This is a genomic window from Crocosphaera watsonii WH 8501 (genome assembly GCF_000167195.1).
GTDB lineage: Bacteria > Cyanobacteriota > Cyanobacteriia > Cyanobacteriales > Microcystaceae > Crocosphaera > Crocosphaera watsonii.
Genome location: NZ_AADV02000002.1, coordinates 226240 through 237668 on the forward strand (window position 1 = coordinate 226240; position 11429 = coordinate 237668).

General features: G+C 34.2%; 10 protein-coding genes and 5 pseudogenes. 7 read left to right on the forward strand and 8 right to left on the reverse strand.

Annotated elements, in window-relative coordinates:
- Nucleotides 1-282: 282 nt before the first annotated feature.
- Together CWATDRAFT_RS04620 and CWATDRAFT_RS04625 are read right to left on the reverse strand one after the other, a co-directional pair.
- On the reverse strand, nucleotides 283-621 hold the full coding sequence (locus CWATDRAFT_RS04620; protein ID WP_007303904.1) for an RloB family protein: 339 nt from the start codon (nucleotides 619-621) through the stop codon (nucleotides 283-285).
- Between the two features lie 3 nt (nucleotides 622-624).
- A pseudogene (locus CWATDRAFT_RS04625) lies at nucleotides 625-2151 on the reverse strand (IS5-like element ISCwa2 family transposase).
- Nucleotides 2152-2266: 115 nt separating this feature from the next.
- Here CWATDRAFT_RS04625 and CWATDRAFT_RS04630 point away from each other — a divergent pair.
- A complete protein-coding gene (locus tag CWATDRAFT_RS04630; RefSeq protein WP_042711181.1) occupies nucleotides 2267-2689 on the forward strand; it encodes a GNAT family N-acetyltransferase in 423 nt (140 codons plus the stop codon).
- Between the two features lie 75 nt (nucleotides 2690-2764).
- On the opposite strand, the gene CWATDRAFT_RS04635 is transcribed toward CWATDRAFT_RS04630, so the two are convergent.
- Nucleotides 2765-3007 (reverse strand): DUF4926 domain-containing protein, encoded by a 243-nt coding sequence (locus CWATDRAFT_RS04635; RefSeq protein WP_007303906.1) that lies wholly within the window; start codon nucleotides 3005-3007, stop codon nucleotides 2765-2767.
- A gap of 174 nt (nucleotides 3008-3181) precedes the next feature.
- On the opposite strand from CWATDRAFT_RS04635, the gene CWATDRAFT_RS04640 reads away from it, so the two are divergent.
- From CWATDRAFT_RS04640 to CWATDRAFT_RS04660, 4 genes and pseudogenes are all read left to right on the forward strand, one after another.
- The gene (locus CWATDRAFT_RS04640; protein ID WP_007303907.1) at nucleotides 3182-3418 is read left to right on the forward strand and encodes a DUF433 domain-containing protein; all 237 of its coding nucleotides are present in this window, start codon (nucleotides 3182-3184) and stop codon (nucleotides 3416-3418) included.
- 28 nt (nucleotides 3419-3446) lie between these two features.
- A complete protein-coding gene (locus tag CWATDRAFT_RS04645) occupies nucleotides 3447-3659 on the forward strand; it encodes a DUF5615 family PIN-like protein (protein ID WP_007303908.1) in 213 nt (70 codons plus the stop codon).
- A 242-nt stretch (nucleotides 3660-3901) separates the two neighbouring features.
- Nucleotides 3902-5004: pseudogene (locus CWATDRAFT_RS39350) on the forward strand (ISAzo13 family transposase).
- 218 nt (nucleotides 5005-5222) lie between these two features.
- Nucleotides 5223-6083: pseudogene (locus tag CWATDRAFT_RS04660) on the forward strand (RNA-guided endonuclease InsQ/TnpB family protein); the annotation flags it as partial.
- A 244-nt stretch (nucleotides 6084-6327) separates the two neighbouring features.
- Here the strand turns inward: CWATDRAFT_RS04660 and CWATDRAFT_RS35495 are convergent.
- Nucleotides 6328-7813: pseudogene (locus tag CWATDRAFT_RS35495) on the reverse strand (IS1380-like element ISCwa5 family transposase).
- Between the two features lie 154 nt (nucleotides 7814-7967).
- A complete protein-coding gene (locus CWATDRAFT_RS40965; protein ID WP_268742168.1) occupies nucleotides 7968-8093 on the reverse strand; it encodes a hypothetical protein in 126 nt (41 codons plus the stop codon).
- Here CWATDRAFT_RS40965 and CWATDRAFT_RS39355 point away from each other — a divergent pair.
- Both CWATDRAFT_RS39355 and CWATDRAFT_RS39360 read left to right on the forward strand, forming a co-directional pair.
- Nucleotides 8073-8153, forward strand: a pseudogene (locus CWATDRAFT_RS39355) (hypothetical protein); the annotation flags it as partial. The gene CWATDRAFT_RS40965 and the pseudogene CWATDRAFT_RS39355 overlap by 21 nt on opposite strands.
- Nucleotides 8154-8216: 63 nt before the next feature.
- Entirely contained in the window at nucleotides 8217-8441 is a 225-nt protein-coding gene (locus CWATDRAFT_RS39360) for a transposase (protein WP_232287006.1), read from the forward strand.
- A gap of 12 nt (nucleotides 8442-8453) precedes the next feature.
- Here the strand turns inward: CWATDRAFT_RS39360 and CWATDRAFT_RS04680 are convergent, their stop codons facing one another.
- The 3 genes from CWATDRAFT_RS04680 to CWATDRAFT_RS04690 all read right to left on the reverse strand — a co-directional run bounded on the left by CWATDRAFT_RS04680 (nucleotide 8454) and on the right by CWATDRAFT_RS04690 (nucleotide 11412).
- Nucleotides 8454-8621, reverse strand: a complete 168-nt coding sequence (locus tag CWATDRAFT_RS04680; protein ID WP_081450923.1) for a type II toxin-antitoxin system Phd/YefM family antitoxin — start codon at nucleotides 8619-8621, stop codon at nucleotides 8454-8456.
- A gap of 201 nt (nucleotides 8622-8822) precedes the next feature.
- Nucleotides 8823-10448, reverse strand: a complete 1626-nt coding sequence (locus CWATDRAFT_RS04685) for an IS1634-like element ISCwa1 family transposase (protein ID WP_007303915.1) — start codon at nucleotides 10446-10448, stop codon at nucleotides 8823-8825.
- 79 nt (nucleotides 10449-10527) lie between these two features.
- Nucleotides 10528-11412, reverse strand: coding sequence for a pentapeptide repeat-containing protein (locus tag CWATDRAFT_RS04690; protein WP_007303916.1), 885 nt, complete (start codon nucleotides 11410-11412; stop codon nucleotides 10528-10530).
- Nucleotides 11413-11429: the final 17 nt, after the last annotated feature.

Below are 11429 nucleotides of genomic sequence, written 5' to 3' on the forward strand. Positions count from 1 at the left end.
TCAGCAAAGAAGTTATGGAAATGCTGTTAGAAGAGCAAAAAGAATCTTTGTAATACAGAGAATATATGAAAAAAAAGATTGCACAAGATGCTTAAGGGAGAGAGACTAAACTCTCCAACCTTACCCACTACTTGAGATGTTTATTCAGCATCTCTTCTAACTGTTGTTTGGTGATCGCTCCTTCCTGTTTGGCCAATAGTCCTTTTTAACAATTAACAATGGTCATTCCGAGGTACGAGGAATCTCCTTAACTTCTTGATCATTATAGGTTTTTGTTATCTTCTATAATTGTTGATTAAGTGCTTTAACTAATAAATGTACTGTGGTTGATGGATTATCTTGACCAGGATTAGATTTATGATATTGTTTCAGTAACTTTTCAGAATTTCTAATAGCAGTTTCTTGTCTATCCAATAACTCATCATAGATAGTATCACTATTTTTTGTGTACTGTTTACCTAATAATGTATTTAACTTCTTCAGGTACTCTTTTCGAGGAATAGGTGAATTTAAAAACTCAAAGTGTAAGACATACCATAACTCAAAAGCTTCGTTAGAATAAGCAACCTCAAATCCCTGCTTTTCAGCCTTATTTAGGGTTTGCTGAAAAAGTTTCTCCAAAATTTATGCCACTTTTGACCAAGAATTTTCTGACAAATCAATAAGTTTTAGTACATAAAAATTGTTTAAAGTATAATCAAAATTAATGAAAGGCGGTTTGATGAGTTCCCCTGTTCTATTATTAGTAAATAAGGACAAAAAAAGCGACAAAAACTGCCTCAGAAGTTTACAAAGATTGACAACTAAAAATGTAATAGCAATAGATGTAATGGAGGTTTCAGGGAGTTTTGTCATCACGAGATTTAGGCTAAATCTTCGTTTAGCTTGTCCAAACTTTCCCTCAATAGCATTACGGAAGCATTCATCGGAGTGGGCTTGTTTCTTTTCTTCTTCACTGACATTTTTCGGAGGTCTTCCTAACTTCGGACCACTGATTCTTATCCCTCTTTCCTTACACCAATTTCTGTTTTCCCTAGTTCGATAAATTTTATCTACATGGACGGATTCGGGATAATAGCCAAACGTTTCTTTATACTTTTCTACTTGTTCTTTTAAATGACAAGATTCATTGAAGTTTTCCCAACTTATTTTTTCTAGAAACACATAGTTATCTACACAGCTTACTGAGAGTTTAGCTCCAAACTCTATTGGTTTTCCTGCTTTTCCCCTCACTATTGGACGAATATGCCGTTGAGTTAAACTTACAATTCTTTGAGGAACACTCTGGGTCTTATTCTCCCACATTGACTGTTGTTGTTCATAAACTTTTTTGATAGTCTCTAGACAATTTTTCTGTCTTTTACTCAGATTTTCCAGGGAAGCCCCAGCTTGAATTAAGTCTTCTATATTTCCTAAATTTTTCTTAAGGTATTTTAACTGTTTCCCGATAGCTTTTCTTCTTTCTTGATAAGATACTTTTCGTTTTTTAGCTACTTTTAAGTATTCCTTTCTAGCAATTTTTCTAGAAGTTCTCGGCTTTTTTCTCAATTTTACTCTTAATGGTTTATAAAGATTATCTATTATTCTTTCTGTCTCAATTCTGGCTTGATTTAATATGCCTAAATCCGTTGGGTATTTGATGTCTGCTGGCGCACAAGTCGCATCTAAAATTAGTTTACCTTTATTTTTTATTTTTTCTCCTTTTTCTTGGAGACAATCCTTTTTTTTTACTTCTTTATCACTCTTGTCTATTTCTCTTTTTACTATTTTTTTATTGATTTTGTTTATCAATTCTCCATCAATTCTTTTCCTAAAATGAACTAGCATTGAAGATTCCAGTGGTGGCTCTTGTTGATAACAATTTAAACCTATAAAGTATTGTAGATAGGGATTTTCTCTAATCTGTTCTATAGTTTATCTATCACTTGTTCCTAATTTTTCCTTAATAATTAATGTCCCTAATGCCATTCTAAATAGTTTGGCTGGCGCACCTTTTTCTGCTGAAAAAAGTTTAGCATATTCTTCCTCAAAATCATCCCAAGGTATCAACTCTGCCATGATTACCCAACGATTATTGGGGGACAATTTGCCCTCGAAAGGTAATTCAAATTTTTCTGGGGGCGGTAAAGGTTGCTCCTCTTTTCGATACATTTGTTCTTGACCAACAACTGGGAGGTGTTTCTACCAATTATAGCGGTTTGTAGCCGACAAAGCTGATCTTTTTTGCGATCGCGAATATGGGTGTAACCTTTTAAAGAATAGGGTTTTGCTTTTATTCAGCAAACCCTATTTAGAGAATCTAGTTTTTGGTCATGAAGGTTATTCATTTCTCGTTTTACGACAGTTTTATGATGTATGTGGTGAGTTATTTGTTGTTGCTAAAAACCCAGAAAGTAAAATTGTTGCATATACGATAGGTTGTCCAAAAATAAATACATTAGATTCTTGGATCTTAGCCCTAGCAGTTGCTCCTTCATATAGAAATCAGGGTATTGCTCGAAAATTGACATCCTATCTTTTATCTTATTTTAGACAGATGAAGATGAATTATGTTTTTTTAACAGTAAATCCTCATAATACTATTGCGATAAATTTGTATCTTAGTCTTGATTTTAAACTCATAGCTTCCAAAGCAAACTATTTTGGCAATAACTCACCTCGAAATATAATGAGGAAGGATTTATTTTAATACTTTAGTAAAAAAATATGCTTCAATCTTAGAATTTAATTGAGATGAAGGTAACATTGCTTATTTTTTAATAAATTAAGCAATAGCTGTCACTAATTGATAATGTAATAAAATTAATTGATTAGCTGGTACTGTTTCCATTGCATAGGTTGTTCCATCATTATTAGAAAATTCTACTTCAAATGCTTTACCATCATATTCCATAACAATGGTTCCGACTTGTCTTTTATATAGGGTAATAGGTACGCCAGTTTCAAAGTGAGTTGTTTGTCTATCTTCTGTTAAAGCAACCATATCTAATTCCTTAAAATTGTTCATAACAATACCTCATTTATTGACGGGATAACAATTAGTTAATCTGGGAAAGTTTTCGTTAAAATGTTTAGCATAAATCGAAAAAAGATAAAATCCTGTTTTTATTGTCTTGATGAGCAATATTATTGAGTAATTCTTTGTTTGATACAATAAAGATAACAATATATATCTTTAGTCATGAATTATCGCGATCGCATCGTCATTAATCCTAGCATTCGCAGTGGAAAACCTTGTATTATTAATACTCGTATCGCTGTAGCTGATATTGTCGACTATTTAGGTGGAGGAATGTCCATTGAGGAAGTATTAGACGATTTTCCTGATCTAACCCTTGAGGATATACAAGCTTGTTTTGCCTTTGCTGCTGATCGCGATCGACGCTTAACAACTATTCCCCATAAAATTACTATTTGATGAAAATTTATCTCCTAAACTACCAATCTTGTTAGCTTTACATTTTCTCAATAGTATTCATGTTCGAGATTATAAATTAAAAGGTTTTCCTGATCAAGATATTTGGGAATATGCGCGTTTAAATGGATTTATAACCGTATCTAAAGATTCTGATTTTTATCAGCGCAGGTTACTTTACGGTCAACCACCTAAGGTGATTTCCGAGAAAGCTTTTCCCATAGGGGGTAATCGCTTGGACTAAAGGCTTTCAAGAAATAAAAGGAACAGAGAGTTAGCGGATCTTGGTACACAACTTTAAAATTTCATAATTGGCTTGTCTGAAAAAACAGAAGAAATAGATTAAAATGAAGAGGTAAAAAGATTAGAGAGAGTAAATTGAAGCTAAAACAGACAAATCATCCCTTAACCCCGTCGATGGTCGATGATTTACGTTTAGCAGCCTCAAAAATGACGGGAGCAGAGCGTCGTTCATTTCAAGCTGAAATGTGTCTCAAGTATTGTGGAGGAAGTGCCAGACAAACCGAAATCGTGTTTGGTTGGGGGAGAAAAAATGTTCAACTTGGATTACATGAAAAACGAACTGGGATAGTGTGTTTAGGATTACAATCAGTCAATAGTGGATGTAAAAAATGGGAGGAAAGATACCCAATAGTTGCCCAATCATTGAAAGAAATAGCCGAAGCTCACGCACAACAAAACCCCACATTTAATAACCCCATTGCCTATACAAGATTAACGGCGGCTGAAGCCATTAAACAATTAAGAAATCTAGGATATAATGGAGGGGAGGTTCCTGCTGCTTCGACAATGGCAGATATTTTAAATTGTTTGGGCTATCGATTAAGAAAAGTGGTAAAAGCTAAACCTAAAAAAAAATCTCGGAGACGGACGCTATCTTCGAGAATATAGAGAAAAAAGATAGAAAAAAAGACCCTTCTGTGAAACGTTTAAGTATGGATTGTAAAGCAACTGTGGAAATAGGAGAATATTCACGTGGCGGACAAACCAGAGGTTATAATCAAGCTCAAGATCATGATATGGGAACTAAAGAAAAATACGTTCCTTGTGGGATTGTAGATGAAGATACAGGGCAACTTTATGTAACTTTTGGAAGTTCTTATAAAACGAGTGATTTCATGGTAAATAACTTGGAGCAATGGTGGACAAGTCTTAGTATAACTGAAAAGCAGCAACTAGAGAACATCCAAATTAAAGTTGATAATGGACCAGAAAATAGTGGAATAAGAAGGCAATTTTTGAAGAGAATGGTAGAGTTTGCCGACCAAACTAAGAAATCTATTCAATTACTATATTTTCCTCCTTATCACAGTAAATATAATCCCATAGAAAGATGTTGGGGAATTTTAGAGAGGCATTGGAACGGAACACTTCTGAGAAATGCTCAAACGATGTTAGCTTGGGTAAAAACTATGACATGGAAAGGCTTAAATCCGATAGTTAAGTTAAGTAAAAAAGTTTATCAAAAAGGCATTTCTTTAACGAAAAAAGAGATGAAGGAAATTGAGAAACGTTTAGAACGTAATCCTCACTTACCTAAATGGGATATTTTGATTAGACCCAGTTAGTCTAAAAAGTTAATAAGAGTGTAAAATTAAGTGAATTTCCTTTTTAAAAATAGTCAAAGCTAATTTAAAAGTTAGCGTATTTCTTTCTTTTAGATAGGGAGGTTTTTGTTCGCGGAAAGTATCCGCGAACAACTTTTTATTTTTCCCTTTTCGCTTATTTGAGATGTTCTACAAACAGATTCTGAGAATGGGTGGGAAACTTTTTCTTGGAAATCACCTTAGCTAAAAATAAAGACACACCTTGGGTAACTTTATTAAACTCTCAAGCCCGTCAATCCGCTGCTGATAGGGCATGGCAATCAATTAACAGGTTCTACCAGAATTGCGGAGCGCCGACGCGCCATCTCATGGCGCATGTCGCCGCACCAAGCAGTCGTGCCAAGATATCAGGGAAGAAAGGGTTTCCTAAGTTTAAAAAATATAGTCGTTCTGTTGAGTATAAACTAACAGGATACAAGCTATCCGATGACAGACGTAAAATTAAATTCAGTGATGGTTTTAAAGCCGGAGAATTTGATTTATGGTGTAGTCAAAGAACCTTAGTTTATTATTCAGAACAACAGATTAGACGGGTAAGAGTTGTTAGACGTGCTGACGGTTATTATTGCCAGTTTCTAATTGATGTAGAACGTCAAGAAAACCATGAACCAACGGGACAAGTAACAGGAATTGATCTGGGCTTAAAAGAGTTTTATACTGATGCTCAGGGAAATACTGTTGATAATCTACGCTATTTAAGGAGATCAGAAAAGCGTCTTAAAAAGGCACAAAGACGATTATCAAAACGTTTCCGTAAAGGCAAGAAACAGTCTAACAACTACCACAAGCAACGGGTAAAAGTTGCCAAGCTTCATCTTAAAGTATCAAGACAGCGTGAAGACAAAGCAATTAAATATGCTTTGGCGTTAGTCCAATCTAATGATCTGGTGGTCTATGAGGCTTTAAAAGTTAGAAACTTGGTAAAGAACCGTAAATTTTCTAAGTCAATTAGTGATGCTTCTTGGTATCAATTCACTGAATGGTTGAATTATTTTGCTAAGATTTATCGTATTGTTTGTATTGCTGTGCCGCCCCATTTCCCGGATTTCTCACAAATTAATTTGAAAGCCCAATCCAGAGATGAAAAATGATAATTTTTAGGACTAATAGAAATTTTGAATATAGATGAATAAAAAAATTGACTTTGATTATCCAAAAATTGAGTTTAAGAGGGAATAATTATATTAACTTTTGATTTTCTCCACGATAAATAAGACTAAATAAAAGTATCAGTCAGTCAACAACTTATGATAGATATCTTTTTTAAAAAACAACTTATTCTACTTATCCCGTATTAGGAATAGTTTTAATTCTTTTGTTAGCAATAGACAAAATATCTTGATAAGGACAAGCACTAGCTATAGCGATAATAATTCTTCTACAACTAATCTTTATTCTGGCTCCCAACTTAAGAAGATTTAGACGTATTCTTCCCACAGTTGCTTTAGCCAATGAAGTTTTTTTTAAACAGTGTTGACGAAAAGCATTTATGAGAACATAAGCCCAGGAATGTATCCATAATCTTAGTTTATTACTTTGAAATGTTTGAGTTGAAGTTCTATCAGCTAACAAGTCTAATTGTTGTTCTTTAATCCGATTTTCCATCTCGCCTCTCGGACAGTATTTTTTTGTATAAAGTTTTGAGGGTGGAATTTTTGAAGCGGGCAAAAATGTCACCACATGGCGCATTTTTAAGCCATCACTTCCATAACAAACTTTTGTCACTACTCTTCTTTGACAACTCCGTGACTTTTCTGTTTTATAACGAATAGAGCGATACCAAGTAGAAATTGGTACTAATTTTTTAACTTCTTCTAAATCTTCTTTTTTCTGAAATAAACTATCCATTAATTCAGTTATTGGAGCTAGTTTTTTTTCATATTCATGTTTGGCTTTTTCAATTACATCATCCGCTCGTAACTTAAGAACGCCATTTATTCCCATAGCTATAACATAATCAACTAAAGGCTGATTTTCACAAAAATAGAAGATTTCTTCACGGGCATAGGCACTATCACCCCTAACTAGGATATGAGTCTCTGACCATTTTTCTCTAATTAGTCCGATAATTCTTTGTAATTCGTCTAAGGCTCCATCGGCTGGATCTACATTAGATGAACGAAGTTTAGCAACTAATAAATGATGCCCACAGAAAATATATAAAGGAGCATAACATACTCCGTGATAATAACTATTAAAAAATGCCCCTTCTTGATTACCATGTACTTGGTCATCCGTGACATCCATATCTAATATAATACTTAAGGGAGGTTTTTTATAAGACTCTAAAAAAAAATTCGACAAAAGATTTTTCAATGGCTTCAAAGTTGGTTTCTATTTTATGATAACGACTCGTTTTTTGGTCGAGAATAGTCTCAGGACAATATTCCAATCTATTAATTGTACTTTTTCCAGCTAACCATCCCTTTTTATCTTCAAGTTTATTAAGCTTTTCTAAAGCGATCTTAAGGGCAGGATCGTGACGTAATTTATCATGGTCATTGACATCTTCATAGCCTAAAATAATTCCATAAAGCCTTTGTGCTAATAACTCATGAACGGAATGATCTACATAAGATTGATGACGATGATCTTGAAAACAGTTACCAAACTTCTCGGTAATTCCCAGTTTTTTATCCAACTCAGCTATCCAGACAATCCCCGCATCTGAAGTGATTAGTCCCCCATCAAAATTAGCGATTATTTCTTTTCCTTTCTGTTTACTAAAGTTGATTACTTGACGAGGGGTTCGGGGATGACTGGGACTCATTAAATCAGTTTAAGGTAAATTGCTTTAATAATTAAATTATAGCATATTTTATTCTAACAATCTAGTACTATTAGAGATTTTATTAATAATTTTTTTGGAAAAATGAGTGATTGATTTATCTTTTCATCTTTGTCTAATTCGGGTTGATTTTAACTTAAAATCTGACAACAGACTGTTGGTTGGGGAAATCTGCGATCGCTCTGTTCAAACCCACTTCCTGTAAGGCTTCTGTGTTTGGCGATCGCAGATTTTGTGAGAAATTCGGGATTTCACCAGTCAAGATTGTTCGGTTTGTGGCACAAGAGTTCAGAAATCATTAAGTACCAGAACTCATCAATGTCCTAACTGTAAAACAGTCTTAGATAGGGATCATAACGCAGCAATTAATATTCTTAAAAAGGGTTTGAAATATTTGGGAGAACATCTCAACGGTACTGTAGGGCATACAGAAACCGGAGCCAGTGCGGTCTTGGGGTCTCCCCAAGTAGAGCAACTGGCGTACCCAAACGCCTTGGGAGAGTCCGACCTCTGGGTTCTTAATGGCAACGTTGAGAATTTAAGCCGTCTCGTTGAGCAAGGAATTTCTAATAGTGATGTGGAAAGAATCCCCCGTTACAACGCAGTTTAACGGGGGAGTATGTCAAGCATCGATTAAATTATGTTCTTGTGTTTTACCTGCTTTATATTCTGCGATCGCTTCTTCTAAATGTTGAGCATTAGCAGGAGATTTTAAGAGATAAACTGTTTCCATGAGGCTATCATAATAACCCAGATTCCGCACTTCAAAATGTAGTATAAAAAAATACATAGTTTTAAAAAGTCCGAAAATCATACCTGGGCAAGAATATTTCTCTTTTTATTAAATTTTTAGGAAAAATAATCAAATTAAGAAGATTTATACTCATTGAAAACTTAGCAAGACTCAGCACAAACGAAGGAGAGTTTCCTCTTCTCATTTGATATCATTAGACTCTTATTCTTTTATTATTTTTGCTTTATCCAATTCAATTTATAGATAATATCTTTGACAAGATGCAGGTAATAAACTCAATATAAAACGCCTTTCTTCTGTTAAATTGACAATTTGTTTAACTCCGTTTAAAATCACATAATGAATACCTTGAAAACATTGAAATATCCACCTCAAAGTCGGACGCAATGTTACTTTCCCTACTTGATTATTTATTCCTTTTTTGACTCTTTTTAAACAATTTCTTAATTCTCTTTGCCCCAAGTTATAAATCAACAAACACAAAGACATTAAAAATAACATTTTTTCTATTCTTTCTGGTTTTTCAACGAAGAAACTATCAGTAAAAAATAAGGGATCTTTCAAAAATCGAAATCCTCTTTCCGTAGATTGCTGGTTTTTATAAGTTATCAGAATTTCACTAGCTTCTAATTTATTTTCCTCTACTAAGTTAGTTGCTAAAATAAATTTTCCTGCTTCTTTAGTCTTTCTACTTATCTCTTCATCTTTTTTGATGATCAGACTAATCATTTTATAAATCTTTTCCTTTTTTTTCGAGTAAGTTTCAATCAGTTCAACTTCTTTTATTTCCAACAATCTCAATTTTTTATTAATAGCTTTTAATTTATATCGAGCAGCTTGAGGATGTTCAAATTCTTCAGATTGTATTTCTTTAAGAAATTTTTGGGATTTCTTCTCTTCTTGGGAAAGTTGTTTTTCTAGTTTTTCCAAATCACTTTTCTGTCTTTTTTCACTCAAGACTATTAACCAAGTTTGCTTGATTCCACCATAAGTAACAATTTCTTCTTTCCAGGTATAACTTTCTAAATTTAGGTCACTTCTTTTTTCTTTATCTTCATCTTTTACTTCTTCCACCTCTATATTTTGCACTAATTCTTTTGCTTTTTTTATGGTCATTGGAACTCTCGTTATCCATTTTAAATGTTGGATTAGTTGGAGATTTTCTTGACCATATAAAGCACTATCACAAACCATGATACTATCAAACTTTATTTGCTTTTTGAATTCTACTAAAACGTTTCCAAATACAGCTTTATCAGATTCATTTCCATCTCCTACTCTCACAAATAATGGAATATCTCCATCTTGGCTTGTTATTAAATCCAAGACACATTGTGTTAAGTCTGGTCTATGATCCCGAGAATATCCTTTCTTAATAAAAATTGGTCTTTCTTTAATAATTTTTTCTTCTTCCTGTTTCTCTTTATCTTCTTCCCTTTTATATTCTCCATCTAAATGAAATGATGTGGGATCTAAATGGGAGTATTTAAGGTCTATTTTAAATTTTTTAATTACTTCTAAAACTACTTCAATAAAAATATCATTTAGTCCATATTTATATAATTCATCCATTACTCTCCCAATTTTATCATCATTAAGGTAATCAGGTTTAATTCTTTCTCCTAACAATTTCTCAATGGCTTTATCTTGAAAAAACTGACTGAATAAATATAGAGGTCTTGAAACAAATCCTAGTCCATTGATTAAAATAGACTTAACTACTGTACCTGCTGAGATTTTTTCTCTAACATCTATTCCTAATTTATTATTAATTATTTTGACTATTCCTATTTCATCAATTAAACCAGCTACTATCCCTAAATGGTCTAAATTTTTAACTTGTATTTCTTCTAAATAAGACATTTTTCGCTCTTTTTTTACAGAGGAAACAACTTAAACAATTATCCCACTTTTTTGTCTTCAAGAGCTTAAGCAATTATACTTAATTGTTAACCCCAGGCTTGTAGTATTTAATGCTACTTTTTGAAGTGCGGAATCTGGGTTCTATCTCTGCTTTGTTGACTTCAGGGGGGACATCAATGCGAACAACAAAGGTTCCACCTGGTCTCTTTTCTATTCCTTGAACATCAACATTTTCTTGTCCGTATTCATTCTGTAACTCTTTGAGAGAGAGAAGGAAGGCTTTCCAATCAATGCCATCCAAAAATACCAGGTCTACTGTTTCTAATGCCTTTTGAAACAGTTTGGTAAACTCGCCAGGCTCAAAGTTTCTATTAAGGTCATGAGGTCTACGTTCCTGTTGGTCTTGTCTTAAGTAGACGTAGTCACAGATTACATTTTCTAGGTTAGTCTCACTGTTGATATTCCAATCTTGTATACAAGCTCCAGTCAAGGTTGCCCCATCAAAGTTAGTCCGTAACGCTCGAACTCTACTGAGGTTAGCTCCTCTGAGGTAGGCCCCTTTTAGGTCAGCTCCTGTGAGGTCGGTTCCTGAGAGGTCGGTTCCTGAGAGGTTAGCTCCACTGAGGTTGGCTCCTGAGAGGTTAGCTCCACTAAGGTTAGTTCCACTGAAGTAGGTTCCTGTGAAGTAGAAGTAGGCTCCTCTGAAATCGGCTCTACTGAGCTTGGTGTCTTCGAGTCTGCAGCTATCGAGGTAGGCGTTTCTGAAATCGGCTTGAACGAGGCCGGCCCCTTTTAGGTTAGCTCCTGAGAGGTTGGCTCGTCTGAGATTAGAGCCTGAGAGGTTAGCTCCACTGAGGTCGGCATCACTGAGGTCAATTTTCACATCAGGATTATCTTCTCGCCATAGATTCCAAACCTCTACGCCCTCTTTTTTAAGTGTTCTTAGTTGCTCTTGGTTTGCCATTCCTTTCAATACCTCAC